The 16,915-nt window shown below is 48.0% G+C and carries 17 protein-coding genes; 10 read left to right on the top strand and 7 right to left on the bottom strand.

Translation table 11 applies throughout. The features are described 5' to 3' along the window. Positions 1-38 precede the first annotated feature (38 nt). Complete coding sequence (locus QTL79_RS09530) at positions 39-434, bottom strand: hypothetical protein (RefSeq protein WP_346354737.1); 396 nt, start codon at positions 432-434, stop codon at positions 39-41. Positions 435-662: 228 nt separating this feature from the next. Between QTL79_RS09530 and larA the strand changes: the two genes are divergently transcribed. Then, complete coding sequence (larA, locus tag QTL79_RS09535; RefSeq protein ID WP_346354738.1) at positions 663-1,946, top strand: nickel-dependent lactate racemase; 1,284 nt, start codon at positions 663-665, stop codon at positions 1,944-1,946. Positions 1,947-2,016: 70 nt separating this feature from the next. Here the strand turns inward: larA and QTL79_RS09540 are convergent, their stop codons facing one another. Next, positions 2,017-3,141 (bottom strand): radical SAM protein, encoded by a 1,125-nt coding sequence (locus QTL79_RS09540; protein WP_346354739.1) that lies wholly within the window; start codon positions 3,139-3,141, stop codon positions 2,017-2,019. 408 nt (positions 3,142-3,549) lie between these two features. On the opposite strand from QTL79_RS09540, the gene QTL79_RS09545 reads away from it, so the two are divergent. After that, on the top strand, positions 3,550-4,788 hold the full coding sequence (locus QTL79_RS09545; protein ID WP_346354740.1) for an MFS transporter: 1,239 nt from the start codon (positions 3,550-3,552) through the stop codon (positions 4,786-4,788). A 67-nt stretch (positions 4,789-4,855) separates the two neighbouring features. On the opposite strand, the gene QTL79_RS09550 is transcribed toward QTL79_RS09545, so the two are convergent. Further along, a complete protein-coding gene (locus tag QTL79_RS09550) occupies positions 4,856-5,914 on the bottom strand; it encodes an HD domain-containing phosphohydrolase (protein WP_346354741.1) in 1,059 nt (352 codons plus the stop codon). Between the two features lie 238 nt (positions 5,915-6,152). Here QTL79_RS09550 and tsaA point away from each other — a divergent pair, with 238 nt between their 5' ends. Next, the gene (tsaA, locus tag QTL79_RS09555; RefSeq protein ID WP_346354742.1) at positions 6,153-6,836 is read left to right on the top strand and encodes a tRNA (N6-threonylcarbamoyladenosine(37)-N6)-methyltransferase TrmO; all 684 of its coding nucleotides are present in this window, start codon (positions 6,153-6,155) and stop codon (positions 6,834-6,836) included. 63 nt (positions 6,837-6,899) lie between these two features. On the opposite strand, the gene QTL79_RS09560 is transcribed toward tsaA, so the two are convergent. Next, on the bottom strand, positions 6,900-7,214 hold the full coding sequence (locus tag QTL79_RS09560; RefSeq protein WP_346354743.1) for a zinc ribbon domain-containing protein: 315 nt from the start codon (positions 7,212-7,214) through the stop codon (positions 6,900-6,902). 172 nt (positions 7,215-7,386) lie between these two features. On the opposite strand from QTL79_RS09560, the gene QTL79_RS09565 reads away from it, so the two are divergent. From QTL79_RS09565 to QTL79_RS09595, 7 genes are all read left to right on the top strand, one after another. Next, a complete protein-coding gene (locus tag QTL79_RS09565; protein WP_346354744.1) occupies positions 7,387-7,812 on the top strand; it encodes a VOC family protein in 426 nt (141 codons plus the stop codon). A 22-nt stretch (positions 7,813-7,834) separates the two neighbouring features. Then, entirely contained in the window at positions 7,835-8,128 is a 294-nt protein-coding gene (locus QTL79_RS09570; protein ID WP_346354745.1) for a YciI family protein, read from the top strand. Positions 8,129-8,175: 47 nt separating this feature from the next. Beyond that, positions 8,176-9,204, top strand: coding sequence for a patatin-like phospholipase family protein (locus tag QTL79_RS09575; RefSeq protein ID WP_346354746.1), 1,029 nt, complete (start codon positions 8,176-8,178; stop codon positions 9,202-9,204). Positions 9,205-9,459: 255 nt separating this feature from the next. Then, on the top strand, positions 9,460-9,924 hold the full coding sequence (locus tag QTL79_RS09580; protein ID WP_346354747.1) for a C-GCAxxG-C-C family protein: 465 nt from the start codon (positions 9,460-9,462) through the stop codon (positions 9,922-9,924). A gap of 18 nt (positions 9,925-9,942) precedes the next feature. After that, complete coding sequence (locus tag QTL79_RS09585; protein WP_346354748.1) at positions 9,943-10,914, top strand: aliphatic sulfonate ABC transporter substrate-binding protein; 972 nt, start codon at positions 9,943-9,945, stop codon at positions 10,912-10,914. Positions 10,915-10,945: 31 nt separating this feature from the next. Continuing rightward, entirely contained in the window at positions 10,946-11,755 is an 810-nt protein-coding gene (locus QTL79_RS09590) for an ABC transporter permease (protein ID WP_346354749.1), read from the top strand. After that, on the top strand, positions 11,752-12,504 hold the full coding sequence (locus QTL79_RS09595) for an ABC transporter ATP-binding protein (RefSeq protein ID WP_346354750.1): 753 nt from the start codon (positions 11,752-11,754) through the stop codon (positions 12,502-12,504). Before QTL79_RS09590 ends, QTL79_RS09595 begins: the two co-directional genes overlap by 4 nt. A 91-nt stretch (positions 12,505-12,595) precedes the next feature. On the opposite strand, the gene QTL79_RS09600 is transcribed toward QTL79_RS09595, so the two are convergent. The 3 genes from QTL79_RS09600 to QTL79_RS09610 all read right to left on the bottom strand — a co-directional run bounded on the left by QTL79_RS09600 (position 12,596) and on the right by QTL79_RS09610 (position 16,732). Beyond that, positions 12,596-13,750: a cyclic nucleotide-binding domain-containing protein gene (locus tag QTL79_RS09600; RefSeq protein WP_346354751.1), complete on the bottom strand. Its 1,155-nt coding sequence runs from the start codon at positions 13,748-13,750 to the stop codon at positions 12,596-12,598. Between the two features lie 183 nt (positions 13,751-13,933). Further along, positions 13,934-15,598, bottom strand: coding sequence for an ATP-binding protein (locus tag QTL79_RS09605; RefSeq protein WP_346354752.1), 1,665 nt, complete (start codon positions 15,596-15,598; stop codon positions 13,934-13,936). Positions 15,599-15,706: 108 nt separating this feature from the next. Beyond that, positions 15,707-16,732: a peptidoglycan recognition protein family protein gene (locus QTL79_RS09610; RefSeq protein WP_346354753.1), complete on the bottom strand. Its 1,026-nt coding sequence runs from the start codon at positions 16,730-16,732 to the stop codon at positions 15,707-15,709. Between the last annotated feature and the right edge of the window lie 183 nt (positions 16,733-16,915).

Genomic DNA, 16,915 nt, shown 5'->3' on the forward strand with positions numbered 1-16,915 from the left:
TTGCAGCGAAAAAGGAGAGATCAAAAAAGGGAAGGCTGTCATTTTAAATAGTTCACTAACAGAAGATTGAAAAACCAAAAGAAAATGCCATAGATAGCGCCGACTGCTGTAAGGACGGCGATCCAAATGACAATATTGGCCAAGCCCATCGCTAAGGTGATGGTATAGCGGCTGGCAAGGCAGAACAGAGACACGGCCATGGCGCCGGTTGTGAAGAAAAGCAGATTTTTTGCAAAGAGATTTTTCTTTTTTTTACGTATTTGAGGCAAAAAGAGCTGCAAGTAGCGATATTGTATAAGGTCTAAGATTGTGATCAGCAGTACTAACCAGAGAAAACCAATTGGCGGGGGATAGTCTGCACCCAAAAAGAGAATCGTTGTCCAACCAATAAAAAATAATAGCGTGTTTAACGTAATGATCATTTGAGGATGCATGGTGTATTTTCATCTCCATTCGGGAAGTGTGTGTTCTTTTACTTTATTTTAGCACGATAGCAGGATAATGCTTGGGATTCTTAGCGCATTTTATTTCCTTTACCATGCGTTGCAAAATAATGAATCGATTTTGGCAGGATTTGGTTGCTTGGCGGCGGAATATCAGTAGTGAGGAGTATGGAGACGTTGTTGTATTGCGTAATACCATTTGGACGACAGGAGGGTGAAATGATGGCGACAATAAAAATCCCTTATGCCAAAGGTTTTATGGAAGCGAATATTCCGGATGGGCAATTGCTGGCGGTCTTGCAGTCGAAGGCGCATGCGTACCGGCCGTCCGCCGGGGAAGAGGAACTGGTTCAGCAGGCGTTGGAAGAGCCGATCGCTTCGCTTAGGTTGCGGGAGTTGGCTAAAGGCAAGCGTAAAATAGTTATCATCGCCAGCGATCATACGCGGCCTGTGCCGAGCAAGATTATCGCGCCGCTGATGCTGCGTGAAATCCGCGCCGGTAATCCAGATGCAGAGATCACGTTTCTGATCGCCACCGGTTTTCATCGTGCGACGAGCAAAGCGGAACTCATTGAGAAATTCGGCGAAGAGATCGTCAATACGGAACAAATAGTGATGCATGACTGTCTCGATCTGAAGAACATGGTTAATATCGGCGTCTTGCCGTCGGGCGGTCAGATCGTGATCAACAAACTGGCGATGGAAGCGGACTTGTTGGTGTCCGAAGGCTTTATCGAACCGCATTTCTTCGCCGGTTTCTCCGGTGGACGAAAAAGCGTTCTGCCTGGAATTGTCAGCGAAGTGACGGTACTGGCCAACCATTGCGCCAAATTCATTGCCAGCGACAAGGCGCGCGCCGGTATTTTAGAAGGCAACCCGCTGCATGTCGACATGCTGTATGCCGCCCAACAGGCGAAGCTGGCTTTTATCGTGAATGTCGCAATCGATGCGGAGAAGAAGATCATCCGGGCGTTCGCGGGCGATCCTGTGGCCGCGCATGCCGAAGGCTGCGCCTTTGTCGGCGAGCTGGCGTCTGTCCAGGCGGTACCGGCTGACATTGTCATTACGTCGAACGGCGGATATCCGCTGGACCAAAATCTCTATCAGGCAGTGAAAGGGATGTCGGCGGCAGAGGCGACGGTTCGGCAAGGCGGCGTGATTATCATTTGCGCGGCGTGCAACGATGGCCACGGCGGCGAAGCGTTTTACAATTGGTTTACGGAAGCATCCGGCAGACCGGAGAAAGTGATGGAAAAGATCATGCGGATCGAATCCGACCGCACGATTGCGGATCAGTGGGAGGCTCAGATCCTTGCACGCATCCAGCTCAAGGCACAGGTGATCGTGGTGACGGATCAATGCGATCCGGCGCTGGTGGAAAATATGAATATGAAAGTCGCCGCCACGCTGACGGAAGCGGTGCGAATGGCTCAGGGCATCGTTGGCGAACAGGCGACATTCACGGTCGTGCCGGATGGCGTTTCGGTCATCGTCAGAGACTGAGGCGAAGCGCGAAATAAAAAGATGAGGCGAACGGTTACTACAGCCGTTCGCCTCATCTTTTTATCTTTTCTTAAAAAACCAGTTCGCCGGTTTTATAACCGGCAGGCAATTCCTCTTCGCTTACGAATTGAAAGCTGTCGTCGCGCAGGAGTGGCAGGAAGATTTCATAAGGAATGCTGGAAAATTCCCCGGCGTAGTTGCTGGCGCCGAACCATTTGCCTTCTTTGGCGCTCAGATTCAAATCGCGGGCGAATTTAGTATTGTTGGAGCAGTCGTGTACGACGAGATTCCAGTTTTCGTCGTCTGCGATTTTCATGAATTTCAGCGTCAATTCACGGCTCCAAATCGGGGAGATATAGCCGTGGCGGGAAATGTACATGTTTTCGCCGTAATAGTTGCCGATGTTGTTCTCGTTCAAATGCAGTTCCGCGCAATTGATGAAATCGAATTTTGTTTCGAGGATTGATTCTTTTTTCTTGAAGAACGTTTCAAAGAACTCCGGCGTCATCGGCGTTTCGATGCCGACGTTTGGAATGTATTTTTTCGCGAGGCGGATGTTTTCGATGACGCGGTCGGCGCAGTTCGATGCGCCGAGGTTGAAGCGAAGTTCGTTAAGACCTGCTTCGCCCAAGGCCTTCAAGGTTTCTTCCGTGGCTAGCGTGCCGTTGGTGTACATATGTTGGTGGATTCCGGCTGCGCTGAATTTCTTTATGACTGGATAGTATTTTTCGATTTCCATGAACGGCTCCAGATAAACGTAGGAAATGCCGGTCGGTTTTTGGTGGATGGAAAGCAGCAGGTCAATGTCTTTTTCATAGAATTTTGTGCCGCCGATGCCCCACATGCCTTCGCCGACGGGGGGGATGTCGTCGAGTTCGCCGTAGTTGTAGCAAAACTTGCATTCGAGGTTGCATTTGTTGGTTTTTCTGATGGCGCTGAGACCTGCTCCCAAGAGGCAGGAACGGCAGCCTTTGGGGAAGTTTTCTTCGCTGCCGACGAAAAAAGTGCGGTTCTCCAAGGTTTTCAAACCTTTGATTTCTGAGAGAAGCTGCTCGTTTCTATGATCGATCGCAGCCTCAATTTGCGCAAACGTTGCATAGATAAGTTCTTGCTGTCTAGTCATGATTTCCTCATCCTCAGGTAGTTGGGCAAAGAATTCAAACCAGAGCAGCGCATCTTTTTTGGGGATTTTCATAGTGTATCCTCCTTCAAGTCATCGGTCGGTGTAAATCGTTTTTATGCAAAAAAAAGAATGCCAGTAGCATGGAGCGCAAAGAGAAGACAAAAACAATCGGAAAATAAAGCGCTATTGTAGAACCCAATTATATCATTTTTATTTGCAGACGCAATATATATTAGAAGAGATAGAGCGGCTACTTGAAAGAAACGCTGTTCTTACGATGAGTAGCATTGGTCAATAAAATAAGAAGAGGGTATCTCAAATAGGTGAATAGAGCCGTCAAATTCTTCTTTCGCGTTGAGAGAGGGCGGAGTTTCGTGCAGTTGGCGTTTAAGCAAGCCTTTCGTGAAGCAGGAATTTTTGACGGACTGGGGCGAAATAAGCGGGAAAGAGGCTGTTTTGTACGGAAGGAGGATGGATAGGGTGCGTAAAATAACCTGGTCGGAGACGGGTAAGGATGTCTTCCGTGCTTTGAAGAACCGAAATTATGCGCTGTTTTTTTGTGGACAGGGTATATCGCTATTGGGAACGTGGATGCAGCGAATTGCGATGAGTTGGCTGGTCTATCGACTAACAAATTCGGTGTTGTTGCTCGGCGTCATCAGTTTTACCAATCAGATTCCGACTTTTTTTCTGGCTCCGATTGCCGGTGTTTATGCTGACCGCTTGAATCGCCGTCTAGCGCTGATTATTACACAGATTTTAGCAATGCTGCAGGCTTTCATTCTTGCGCTGTTGGTATTGAGCGACACGGTTCAGGTGTGGCAGGTGGCTTTGCTTGGAGCGACGCTCGGCGTCATAAATGCATTCGACACGCCGATCCGCCAATCTTTTGTTGTGGAAATGGTGGAACATAAAGAGGATTTGGGAAACGCGATCGCTTTGAACTCTTCGCTGGTCAATAGTGCACGATTGATCGGTCCTTCTGTTGCTGGTTTTCTGATCAGCTGGGTAGGGGAAGGGGTTTGCTTTTTATTGAATGCACTGAGCTATATTGCAGTCATAGCCGCGTTGACGGCGATGAAGGTTGCAGCAAAAGAAACAAGCGTTGCTCACCAGAAAGTCTGGCGCGAATTGTGTGAAGGCTGCTACTATGCGTTTTATGATCGAAGGATACGCGACGTATTGCTGTTGCTGGCGCTCGTTAGTCTGGTGGGGATGCCTTATGTCGTATTGATGCCGGCATTTGCAGGTGAAGTGCTGCAAGGCGGTGCGCATACGTTGGGGTTGCTGATGGGGGCTAGCGGACTGGGGGCGATTGGCGGGACGATATTTTTGGCAGCCAGAAAAGAAGATGCAATGCCATTGGAACGCTTGATTTTTGGTGCGGCAGTCTTATTCGGTATTGGGTTGATCTTGTTTTCATTTACGAAGCTGTTTGTTTTTTCGCTTCTTGCTCTTGTTATCACCGGTTTTGGTATGACTGTGGAAATGGCAGCGAGCAATACGTTGTTGCAATTTATTGTTGAGGAAAGCAAACGCGGCCGGATTATGAGTTTTTACACGATGTCTTTCATGGGAATGGCGCCTTTCGGTGCGTTGCTGGGCGGCAGTCTGGCAGATCATATCGGTGTTACGAATACGCTGTTAAGCGGCGGAATTTTCTGCATCGGAGGTGCGCTTTTTTTTGCCTGCAGCATGCGCGTATCATTGCGCGGCTAGCGAGGCCAATTGTGACATGGAAAAAGCAGCTGGCCATTACGGGAGCTGCTTTGTTGTTGTGTGAAAATCAGTTATATAGCTTGGGTAGAGAAGAGTCGTAGCCGTCAGCTACTATTTTCGACAAGGCATCAACGACGGTTGCGTCGTAGTGACTGTGCAGCTCGGTTGAAATAAGAAAACTTGCTTCTTTAGGACTCATGCCTTTGTGGTAGGGGCGATCCGAGGTTAATGCGTCATAAACGTCAGCGACGGTTAGAATCTTGGCGCCTAAAACGATATCCTCACTTCTTAGACCGCGCGGATAACCGGTACCGTCGAGGCGCTCGTGGTGTTGATAGACGATTGCCTGTACGTTTTTATGCATAGCGAGCGTTTTCAAGATGTCATAGCCGACTTTGGGGTGACGTTTCATTTCGTTGTAGTCGGCTTCCGTAAATCGGTTGCTGCTATAAAACACTTCATCTTTAATGGTGATCTTTCCAATGTCGTGAAAGAGGCTGGCAATTTTCAGGTGCGCGATATCTTGTTCCGAGTAGTTGGGAAGGTGGCCGGCCAACAAGGCTGCGAGCAGTGAAGTGCGGATACAGTGGTGGTAGAGGGCAGGATCTTTTAACTCGACGATTTTTAAAGTCGCTTGCAGCATACGCTGCTGAACATCGGTAACTTGCTCCTGCAAATGAGAAATCGTTTGCGACCAGTTGGACACTTCACTTAATCGCTGCTGCAGGATGTATTCTTTCTCGTCCTGTTCCTGTTTCCAGAGAAGCGCTTTTTGAATGGATTCTTTAAAGCTTTCATCATTCCAAGGTTTGCTGATGTAGTGAAAGAGAAGGCCTTCATTAATGGCAGAGACCATCACTTCAAAATCGGAATAAGCCGTCAATAGAATGCGGACCGTAGAAGGAGAAATCAATTTTGCCTGTCCAAGCAGTTCCATGCCGCTCATATGGGGCATGCGCTGATCGGATATCAGCACATCGACAGTCTCATGACGTAAAAAATCAAGCGCTTCCTGATGATTTGTCGTGCATTTTAGAAGATAGGGCTGGCTTGAGAGCAGTCTTTTTATGGCGTGAAGGATATTCTCCTCATCGTCGACAATAAGCAGCAATGGCGTATGGGACATGCAAAACCCCTCCATTTCAATACCGGAATGAGTAGTGAATAGCGCTGATTTATTAAAAAACATAAGATTCTTAGTGAAGAAATTTCAATGCGGCGCAGTAAAATCCTGCAAGGATAGAACATGTATATTTCGCAAGCTTTTCGTTGCAATGTCATAATTCTGTATTAAAGACAGGACGTAAGCTTTATAATATAGTGGGACTAGAGAAATTACGAAGCACTGAATTGGGAGTAGAAAAATGGGGAAAACTATGAAGGTCATTGCACGCATTCACACCGACTTTCCAACTAAATTTGGCATTCCGAGGCAAAGCGGTCTTGTCGATGCGCTGAAAGCAGTCATCGTGTTCGAACCGGAATATCGCAATCCTGACGCACTGCGCGGCCTGGATGGATTTTCTCATATCTGGCTTATCTGGGAGTTTTCTGAAACGGTGCGTGACGACTGGTCTCCGACGGTACGGCCGCCGCGCCTAGGCGGTAATACGCGCGTAGGTGTTTTTGCCACACGCTCACCTTTCCGTCCTAATCCGATAGGGCTTTCTTCGCTTAAGTTGGATGACATTGAGCTGGATACTGAACTGGGACCGGTTCTGCACGTGTCAGGCGCCGATCTGATGGACAACACGCCGATCTATGACATCAAGCCGTATCTGCCCCATGTTGACGGCCATCCAGAGGCAAGCGGGGGATTCGCCGCGCCGCTTACAGACTATGCGCTAGAGGTGGATTTTCCGGAACCGCTGCTTTGTCTTATTCCGAAAGAACGGCGGGACGGGTTGCTGGGAGTTCTGGCGAACGATCCAAGACCTTCGTATCAAAACGACCCGGAACGCAGGTATGGCTTCGAATTCGCTGGCTTTGAAATCCGCTTTACGGTACAGGATTCACGTCTGGTGGTCTGCGAGGTCGTTTCACTTTAAAGAGAACCTGCTTAAATGAAAAAGAGAAACAGCTGCTGTTTATGGCAGTTGTTTCTCTTTTTGCTAGCCTTGCAGACGAGCGAGGATCTGGGCGAATTCTTCGTCGCTGGCTATTTCCCCTTGCAGGCAAGGGGCGGTGTTGTTTTTCCAATAGGGCAAGCTATGCATATTTTTTCGGACATTTTTCTCAGCGAAACTGCGCGTAAAGGAAGGATCAAGACTTAGGAAGAACTGTACCCCGCCTTCGAAAATTTCTTCGCACGATTTGACCGTTTTTTCTTCATTGACGCAGTAGGCGCAAAAGGATTGGTCGTCTTTTTCTAAACCGATTAACGTTTCATTTTCCAGAGGCATAGAACAAGCGGCGCAGAATTTCATTTTGCAAAACCTGCCTTTTCAGTTTCTTTCGTCTATTATAGCATAGTGCAAGATGATTTTTTCTCGGAGAGGAGGAGTCGGGTGACAATGACTGGAATTTGATATAGAGGGGCAGAAAAAATGCACCGCTTAAAAGAATTACAGATGAAGAATAACGAAAGAAGGTTTTGCGATGCAGCAGGCAATCGTTCATATTGCTTTGGTTGTTAAGGATTATGACGAGGCGATTGATTTTTACACGAAGAAACTGAAGTTTACGCTGATCGAAGACAGCTACCAACCGGAGCAGGATAAACGCTGGGTCGTTGTCGCTCCGCCGGGATCGAGGGAAACGACGCTGCTTTTGGCGAAAGCGTCGAACGCGGAGCAGGCAGCACATATCGGAATGCAAAGCGGCGGACGGGTTTTTCTTTTTCTCAATACGGACGATTTCTGGCGCGATTATAACGAGATGTGGGCGAACGGTATCGAGTTCGTGCGCGAACCGAAAAAGCAGGATTATGGAATGGTTGCGGTGTTCAAGGATTTGTACGGCAATCTATGGGACTTGCTGGAGTTAAACAAGGAGCATCCGATTGCTAAACGATTAAATAGCTAAGAAAAGGATGGGAGGATAAGAAATGTTTGTAGTTGTGTTGAAGTATAGGAAGTCTCTGGAGGAAGTCGACGCGCTCCTGCCAGCGCACGTGAAATTTCTGGACGAGCAATACGCGCAAAGAAAATTCATCTGTTCCGGTCGTCGCAATCCGCGGATCGGCGGTGTGATTATTGCTAATGTGAACTCACAGGCGGAACTGCAAAAAATACTGGAACAAGATCCTTTTTATAAGCAGCAGGCGGCGGAATATGAAACGATCGAATTCACGCCGACAAAGATGGATGAACGGTTTTCTTGTTTCATGGAGACAGAGTGACGCTTGTTGGGATTGCTTTGTTCCTTATGTAGAAAAAAGGAGGCTGCATGAAAATGGCGTATCCGATGACGAATTTGATTTTTGAGGGCGGCGGCGTCAAGGGAATCGCATATGTGGGCGCTTTGCAAAAACTGGATGAAAAAGGTGTCCTGCCTAATGTGAAGAGAGTAGGCGGCACTTCCGCAGGCGCGATTATGGCGTTGTTATGCGGTCTCAATTACAGCTTGAGCGAAATTGAAACGATATTAAAAGGACTGGACTTTAATAAATTTTTAGACAGTTCATGGGGGATTTTACGCGATGCGGAGCGATTAATCAAAGACTTTGGCTGGTATAAGGGCGACTATTTTCGTGAGTGGGTAGGCGAAATCATTAAAAATAAAACAGGCAACAGTGATGCGACATTTGAATTTGTAAATGGACTTGCTGCAAGTCAGGGCTTTAAGGAGATGTACTTTGTCGGAACGAATCTTTCCACACGCTTTTCGGAAGTGTTTTCAGCGGAACATACGCCGCGAACCTGTATTGCGGATGCCGTTCGTATCTCGATGTCAATCCCTCTCTTTTTTGCCGCGAAGAGGAACGTTCGCGACGATGTTTATGTGGATGGCGGTTTGCTCGATAATTATCCCGTCAAATTATTCGACCGCCAAAAATATGTCGCCCAGTATGCGACAGAACCGGACTATTATAAAGAGCATAATGAAATGCTTAAAAAACAAGGCATCGAAGTGAGTCCCTATCTATATAATCAGGAGACACTGGGGTTCCGTCTGGATTCGGGAAGGGAGATTGCAGTCTTTCGCGATCAGGCAGAACCGGCACATAATAAGATCGATGATTTTTTCTCCTATGCTTGGGGTATTGTGGAGACGATCACGGAAAGCCAGCAAAACCAGCACCTGCACAGCGACGATTGGCATCGGACTATTTATATTGATACCTTGGGCGTCAAGACGACGGATTTTGGTTTGAGCGATGAGAAGAAAAATGAGCTGGTCCAGTCCGGTGCGGCTGGTGCGCAAAAATATTTTGAATGGTATGATCAGGCGCAAACGGTTTGCAATCGTCCGTAGGCAGTCGGTTGGTTGCTGTGAAAAAACGCGAGTGATGTAATGACTTCTAGTTGAAGAAAGAGTAAGCTCCCTGGATAATTTGTCCGGGGCGCTTTTTTGTGCGCCAGGTGATTTTGCAAATGATGCCGCCATATGTAGTGGATTAGAGGCAATACGACTTTTTCGTAAGCTGCAGGAATAAATTTCTTTATCAAGAAAATATACAGGTGGTATAAAGGAAATGAATGAGAACGGCGACAGGGGAGGAAGAGAAAAATGATAGCTGGAAAAACAATTTCTGAGATTAGAAGCGAGGCGGAAGAATATTATCGAAAGGGCGATTTTTACTGTTCGGAAGCGATTGTAAAAGCAATTAAGGATGCATTTTCACCATCTGTTTCCGATGAGGTCGTTGCGATGGCTTCCGGTTTCCCCGTAGGCATGGGCGGTGCGGGATGCACGTGCGGCGCTGTCTCCGGAGGCGTGATGGCACTCGGTATGCTCTTCGGAAGAACGCAGGCGCAAGATAAACAAGTAGCGAAAACGATGCAACTGGCAAAGGAACTGCACGATCATTTCCAGAGCCGCCACAAAATGCTTTGCTGTCGTGCGTTGACGCAGGGAAAAGAACTTGGTTCGCCGGAACATATGAAACAATGCATCTCCTTTACCGGAGAAGTGGCGGAAGTGGTAGCGAAAATCGTGCTACGCGAACGCGCTGTGAAGGAAGAAACAAAATAAGGAAGGGAGAAATTGAGCGTGCAAAAATTTTTAGTAGCAATCATAGCCGTTTTTTTGGCAGCGACACTGCTCGCAGGCTGTGCAGGTAATGCGCCGGCGCAGCAAAAACAGGCGGCAACGGAATTAAAGGAGTTGCGTTTTGGCATTGTTCCTTTGCCGCATTATGCGCACATGTGGGTAGCGCAGAAAAAGGGATTTGTTGATGAGGAATTGCAAAAGGTAGGGTATAAGGTTAAATGGCAACCGTTTAATATTGGCGTTATGGTGAATGAGGCCTTTACCTCCAGTCAGCTGGACATGGGAATTATGGGCGACTTCCCGGTATTTATCGGACGCTCTTCCGGTACGAATTATCGTATTGTGTCGATCGCGTCTGCCGGACCTAAGACGTTGGCTATGGTGACCAAGAAAGAATCGGCCATTTCTTCTGTCGCAGAGTTAAAAGGAAAGAAAGTGGCTACTACCAAGGCTTCCTATGGACAGAAATTATTAATTGCATTACTGGAAAAGAACGGCATGTCGGTGAATGATATTCAATTTGTGCATATGACGATGGATGACTTGCCGGTAGCGTTGATGCGCGGCGATGTGGATGCCGGCGTCATGTGGGAACCGCTGATCACGAAACTGGAAGAGGCGGGCGAGATAAAAGTGATTGCTGACGGAACGGATGTTTATGAGGCTTATGCGGTTGTGATGGCCAGCGGCGATATGGTTGAAAAAAATCCGCAGGTCGTGGATGCCATGCTCAAAGCGTTCCGAAGAGGCAATGAATACTTGAAGCAGCATCCGGAGGAGTGCGTAAAGCTTCTGACGGAAGACATCAAGATTCCGCCTGCGCAAATGACGAAGATCATAGGGAAATTTAATTATAGTGATGTCATTACGGATAAGTTTGTATCAGATATGAAAGATACGGAAAGCTTTATGCGCAAAAATGGATTGATTAAAACGCCAGTCGATGTTGACGCGCTGATACGCCGAAATTGATAAATCGAATTGCGCGGGAGGAAACAAGAACGTGGAAGCTGTACTAAATAAGGCGACTCTCTTAACTATGAAGATTTTCTCGGGCGGGACGTCCTGGAAGCGAGTAGTCATACCCGCGTTCATTTTTCTGCTCTGGCAAGGAATTTGTGTGGCTGGTTTGGTGAAGCCGGTCTTACTGCCTGCGCCTACGCAGGTTGCGGCGGAGGCGGCGGGAATGCTGCAAAATGGTGAATTGATAACGCATTTAGGCGTCAGTATGGTACGGGTGCTGGAAGGTTTTGCGCTGGCGGCGCTCTTAGGAATCGGCCTTGGCATGGGACTGGGCGTATTTCCGCTCTTATTCGAGTTGATGGATGGAACGATTCAGTTATTGCGTCCGATACCTCCGATTGCTTGGCTTCCGATGGCAATTCTTTGGTTTGGCATTGAAGAGGGATCGAAGGTGTTCATTATTACATTGGGCGCGTTCTTTCCCATCTTTATCAATGTTTTGGATGGGATTCGCCAGACGGATCAGAAGTATGTGGAGTTGTCGAAAGTGTTGGAAGTCCCGCGTGGAAAATTCATACGCAAAGTGGTGATTCCGGGGGCGCTGCCGTTTATTTTGTCTGGGCTTCGCATCGGTTTAGGCTATGCGTGGATGTGCGTGGTTGCTGCGGAATTATCTGCCGGGATGAAGGGGATCGGTTTTATGCTTACGGATGCGCGTTCGTTGGCGCAAACGGATAAAGTGTTTGTCGGCATGTTGTCGATAGGCGTTGTTGGGAAAATCATGGACAGTGCTCTTCGTATGCTGGAAGCCAAGCTGATCAAGTGGAGAGGAGCTTTTACAGGCGTATGAATAAAGGAGCGCACTTGACGGTATCCGGCTTGTACAAAACGTTTGATGCAAAAGATGGCCAGGTCGCGGTGCTGGAAAACATTTCTCTTTGCGTGAATGAGCAGGAATTCATTGCGATCGTGGGGGCTAGCGGTTGTGGAAAAAGTACGCTGCTTAGAATTATTGGCGGACTTGAGATGGATTATCAGGGGAGCGTTGCGCTGGAGGGAAAACGCATTGCGGGTCCCGGACTGAACCGCGGCATTGTCTTTCAGGAACATCGATTACTACCGTGGCTGACTGTAGAGGAAAATATCGAGTTTGCCCTGCAGAAAGGTGAGAAAGAAGAAAAAGAGAAGCTGATCAAAGAGCATCTGGCGCTTGTTGGATTAACCGGTTTTGAAAAAGCATACCCGGGCCAATTGTCGGGAGGGATGGCGCAGCGTGTCGCCATTGCGCGTGCGTTGGTTAACCGCCCTGAAGTCCTATTGTTGGATGAACCGTTTGGCGCATTGGATGCGCTGACCCGCTTAAAGATGCAGCAAGAGATTCTTTCCATCTGGGAAAAAGAAAAAACAACAATGATCATGGTTACGCATGATATTGAAGAAGCCTTATATTTAGGCGATCGAGTTATTGTGATGTCGGATCGGCCCGGAAGCATCAAGCGGGAAGTAATCGTCGATCTTCCGCGACCGCGCGAGCGATCCGACGCGAAATTCATGCAGTTACGCAAAGACATTTTTCGTGAATTTCATGTGGAAGAGTGAAAGAAAAGAAGTGAAAAAAGAACAGGGAACGCGGATGTGAATCTGCGTTCCCTGTTCTTGCTTTTAAACGGTCAAATCGTTAAAGGTGCTGTTATTTCCAGCCTAGGGTTATGTTTTGTTGGAACAGTTTATCGGCGATGTCCGGCTGAGCATGGCAGAACTTTTGAAAAGCCATGCCGGAAAGACTCAGAATTTTACAATCCGTAGCTGCGACAATGTCTTCGGTATGCTTTGCGTGACCTAATAGCCCGTTAGCGCCAAAAAAATGTCCCGGAATGGCATATTCTTTTGGGGGGCGAATAAAGGTGAGTGATTTTAACTTGCCGGACAGAAGCAGATAATAGCAGTAGCTGACATCGCCCTGACGCGTTAATTCTTCGCCTGCATGGCAGCGAACCAGACTGGCGCAAGCGTGAAAGAAAAGCTTGGCTTCCGCTTCAGATAGAGTGCGTAATAAAGGAATGGATTCCATAGGAGACGCGGTAAAATGGCTGCAGATTAGCGACCATAGTTCATCGGGGGTGATTAACTGACTGTTGACGATAGGGGCGCGATCATCAACGGTTGCGTGAAACCATTGGACGGATTGCTGTTCGACGTTGCCGCGTTTGCGTGCGATCCGAAAAAGCGGCGAGCGCCTGGCGCGCATATAATCGAGATCGTTCACCGGCAAAACCATCGGTGCCAAGAGACCATAACCGGGATCGGTAAAATTATCGGCATAACGATGAAATCCCATTTGTTCATAGAGGCGAAACAAATGAAAATTGCAGGCGGTGAAAGCAAACTGCACCTGGTTGGTGCAAAACAGTTCATAGCCTTTGGAGACGAGCAGATAAAAAGCGGAAGAACTGCGGTAGGCCGGAGCGACCATTAATTTTGAGCAGTAGGAGAAACGAGGCGTTCCATCTTGGCAAGGATGATCTTGAAAGGCGTGCAAGGCCAAGATTTTTCGCAGACTCGGGGGAAAGTCGTCTATCGATCCGGTGTTGATTCGGATCGTACCGATAATTGCACCTTCAACGGTTGCGTACAAAATATCGCCCCATGCGTCAAGATCATCACAAAGCTGCTCGCTTTCGTGATCGGCGGCTGGAATTTGCTTTGCCATTTCAACAACATAGGTGTGATAACGGAATTGGAAGACATTTCTTTTTTCGACATCGCTTGCGGCAAATTGGAGTTCGATTTGAACGCTGGAAGGCGCGATCACGCGTCTTTGGTCTTCTGAATAATGGTTGTTCATGTTTCCATCCCCTTCATTTTTGCTATTTGAGCGTGGCGCAGTGGAGCGCGGCCTTACGTTCGCATAACAATCACCCCCTTTGCTTTGGGATATGGGGGAGGGAGACATGAGCGAGCCGGAAAAACAAAAGCCCTTTTTAGGAGTGTGTCGCACTCGCTAAAAAAGGGCTCATAAGAGCACTTGCTATGATAGTAAAGTGAAATGGACAAAAAAGGTCGTTCCGTTGTCACCGGTATCGACCCGGATGCGGGCATTATGGCGGTGTGCGATCTGGTAGCAGATCGGTAGTCCGAGTCCGGTGCCGGAATCTTTTGTGGTGACAAACGGGGTGCCGAGATACTCAAGGACGTGGGGCGGAATCCCCATCCCCTGGTCGCAGACCGACAGTACGATCTCGTTTTCGTTGGAGACGGTGCGGATGACCAGATTGCCGCCATCCGGCATGGCTTCAATGCTGTTGCGTGCTAAGTTTAAAAGTAGTTGGCGAATTTCGTTTTCGTCGAGCGGTAATTCGGGCAGCGGAGTCAGAACCAGGCTGGCCGATACTCTGGAGGAGGTGGCATGCGCCTCGAGCAGCGGAAATAAGGATTCAATAATGCCGTTCAACGAATGCGTTTTAAAATTGACGGATTTTTCACGGGACAGAGCGAGATACTCCTGGATAATCGTATTGGCCCGATCAATTTCGCCAATCATCAAATGAAATTTATCTTTGTCTGGCTGGTATTTTTCACTTCGTCCGAGGATTTGCAAATAGCCGCGAACCGTCGTCATCGGATTTCTGATTTCGTGTGCGACGGTGGCGGCCATGCTGCCGACCATATTCATCCGATCGAACATAGCGGACATCTGCTCTAACTTTATACGGGCGGAAATGTCGCGAATGATGCCCTCGAGTGCAGTGACTTCTCCATGTTCATTAATAATAGGGACGCACTTTTGTTCAACCCACAAGACGGTCGTATCTTTGCGCATGAAGCGCAACGTCAGCGGTGCCTGGGTGGAATGGGGCAGATCATGAAGAAAGGCTGTGAACAGTGAACGGTCGTCAGAATGGATGCGATTAAAGACCAAGCGAGGGTCAGCATAATATTCTTCAGGGCGGTAGCCGGTTATCGAAAAAACGGAAGGACTTATATAGGTGAGCTTTGATTCGGGCTGCAATTGTTGGTGATAAATGATATCAATCGCATTTTCGGCCAAAAGACGGTATTGTTCTTCTTTGCTGATCAGGTCGGTTCTGGTTTTTTCAAAATAGACCATTAATGTTCCAATTGCAATGGCCAGACGCAGGATGGCCCCGAGGATATAGCCCCACGGCGCCAATTCAGGAACCGTAACCGTAAACGGGAGCGTGAGAGTGAGCAGGCTCCAAAGGATGAAAGCGTAACCGGTAAGGTAATGGCCGATGCCGGCAAGCTTTAAATGGCGGATAAAGATGAGGCCAATCCAGATGCACAAAAAAGCGCCAAAAAAAACAGGGATCAACAGTCGGTCAATTAGTGAGGTGAAAAAGAAGTTGCCTGCTATGGTTAATAGAGCGACGCCGCCGGTTACTTGAAGCCAGCGTTGGTGAAACGGTTTGTTGATGAAAAGGTGGGTGCCCCAGACAAACATGCTGGAACTGAGAATGATCAGCGCTTGGTAGACGCCGAGGCCGAAAATCGATTGCGTCCATGGAAGCAATCCGGAATCAAAAAGGAGATAGCGTGCCAGCAGAATACTCCAGCTGGCAACCCAGATTCCCATATAACGTTCGCGATACATCAGATAGAGGTAGAGATAAATCAGAAGGATGGACAGTGTGCCAAATAGTGAACTTATGACGGATAAGTGAACATAATTCATAAGTGCTCCTAAAGAAGTTGAATTTAGCAGATAATCATACTATATTCTGGTAGAATGTCCTATTTCCTGCTTGTCTTGCGTAGATGCAAGGACGGAGCAGCGTGTTTTTTACGGCATTGCGTTTAAGCGTGTGCGAAACTCTGTCCAGGGAAATTGCGCGCCTGGGCAACTGGTCCCTGCAGTCGCTTCACGATGCGGCCGAACATTTTCTGGCGTAATCTTATATCGGTGCATCATTTGCCGTGTGATTTGCAGCAGACTGATCAGTTGCGTTTCGCTTGGACGACGCTGCTCGAAGTCGCCGACAACGACAATGCCAACGCTGTGCAAATTTGCGCCGAGCGCATGCGCGCCTACCATTTCCAAAGGCCTTCCGTCTTGAACCATTCCATCAGGCAGAATCACTTTATGATAGCCGATTCCAGCCCAGCCGTTTGACAGATGGAGTTGTTGGATGTCGGCAACGCTCATTCCTTCAATTGCCGTATGGTGAATGACGATCATGTCGGTGCGCTTGCGTTTTTTTAACGTTTCGGAGAAATACAATTTTTCTTGAAAAAAATTATCGGTTTTGCGCCAAATGCGCTGCGATAGTTTTCTCTGCAGTTCGTCCTCGGAAATTCGTGACGCCTCGAAACCGATCAGCCTGGTGTGCATGTTTGGTTTTGTCTCATAGCCTTGCGGCAGAAAGCGCAGTTGCACGCGTGCGCCGTCCGGCTGAACGAGGATGGCGGTCAATTGTTCCCCACGCAGCGTTTGTTCTACAAACACTTCACTCGTTTTGGCGGCGACGTCATATTCTTTTCCAAAAGTCGGTGCAAAATGACGTACGCTGAGCGCCTGTTTGAACAGTACCAGTTCTTTTGTAACGCAGTTCCTTTCGTCATACGTCAGCCAGCGGCTCGAAACGGACTCGCCAACTGCGTTTAGATAGCCATATGCGGCGGCGAGGGCAGTTGTGTCGCTCAACTCCTGCCAGGGCGCAAATTGTTTCTGATGATTCTCCACTAAGTCTGGCGTGCCATACTGCGCTTCGATTTTAGCACGGCTCTCGTTTAGAGCAGCGTCTGCCTGGAGGGAAGGCAGCTGCAAGAAAAATAGCAGAAACAAGATGAGAAAACTTTCTTTTTTCATGTGGAGGTCCCCTTTTTATATGCGTCTTATTTTTCAAGAAAGGCGTTATCTGTTCTATTTTGAAAGAAATTCGCGCCACGCTAATGAAACCCTGCAAAAAGCAAAATGCAATACAATACGACAAAAGTTTTGAAAAGCTATTTACTTATTTGTAAATCTAATGTAAAATAGCGACAAATAAAA

It is taken from the genome of Azotosporobacter soli, from assembly GCF_030542965.1.
Classification (GTDB): Bacteria; Bacillota; Negativicutes; order SG130; family SG130; genus Azotosporobacter; species Azotosporobacter soli.

Excerpts from the sequence above, each read along its gene's own strand:
- QTL79_RS09530 (WP_346354737.1), bottom strand. The coding sequence starts at position 434 with ATGCATCCTCAAATGATCATTACGTTAAACACGCTATTATTTTTTATT.
- larA (WP_346354738.1), top strand. The coding sequence starts at position 663 with ATGATGGCGACAATAAAAATCCCTTATGCCAAAGGTTTTATGGAAGCG.
- QTL79_RS09540 (WP_346354739.1), bottom strand. The coding sequence starts at position 3,141 with ATGAAAATCCCCAAAAAAGATGCGCTGCTCTGGTTTGAATTCTTTGCC.
- QTL79_RS09550 (WP_346354741.1), bottom strand. The coding sequence starts at position 5,914 with ATGTCCCATACGCCATTGCTGCTTATTGTCGACGATGAGGAGAATATC.
- tsaA (WP_346354742.1), top strand. The coding sequence starts at position 6,153 with ATGGGGAAAACTATGAAGGTCATTGCACGCATTCACACCGACTTTCCA.
- QTL79_RS09560 (WP_346354743.1), bottom strand. The coding sequence starts at position 7,214 with ATGAAATTCTGCGCCGCTTGTTCTATGCCTCTGGAAAATGAAACGTTA.
- QTL79_RS09565 (WP_346354744.1), top strand. The coding sequence starts at position 7,387 with ATGCAGCAGGCAATCGTTCATATTGCTTTGGTTGTTAAGGATTATGAC.
- QTL79_RS09570 (WP_346354745.1), top strand. The coding sequence starts at position 7,835 with ATGTTTGTAGTTGTGTTGAAGTATAGGAAGTCTCTGGAGGAAGTCGAC.
- QTL79_RS09575 (WP_346354746.1), top strand. The coding sequence starts at position 8,176 with ATGAAAATGGCGTATCCGATGACGAATTTGATTTTTGAGGGCGGCGGC.
- QTL79_RS09580 (WP_346354747.1), top strand. The coding sequence starts at position 9,460 with ATGATAGCTGGAAAAACAATTTCTGAGATTAGAAGCGAGGCGGAAGAA.
- QTL79_RS09595 (WP_346354750.1), top strand. The coding sequence starts at position 11,752 with ATGAATAAAGGAGCGCACTTGACGGTATCCGGCTTGTACAAAACGTTT.
- QTL79_RS09600 (WP_346354751.1), bottom strand. The coding sequence starts at position 13,750 with ATGAACAACCATTATTCAGAAGACCAAAGACGCGTGATCGCGCCTTCC.
- QTL79_RS09605 (WP_346354752.1), bottom strand. The coding sequence starts at position 15,598 with ATGAATTATGTTCACTTATCCGTCATAAGTTCACTATTTGGCACACTG.
- QTL79_RS09610 (WP_346354753.1), bottom strand. The coding sequence starts at position 16,732 with ATGAAAAAAGAAAGTTTTCTCATCTTGTTTCTGCTATTTTTCTTGCAG.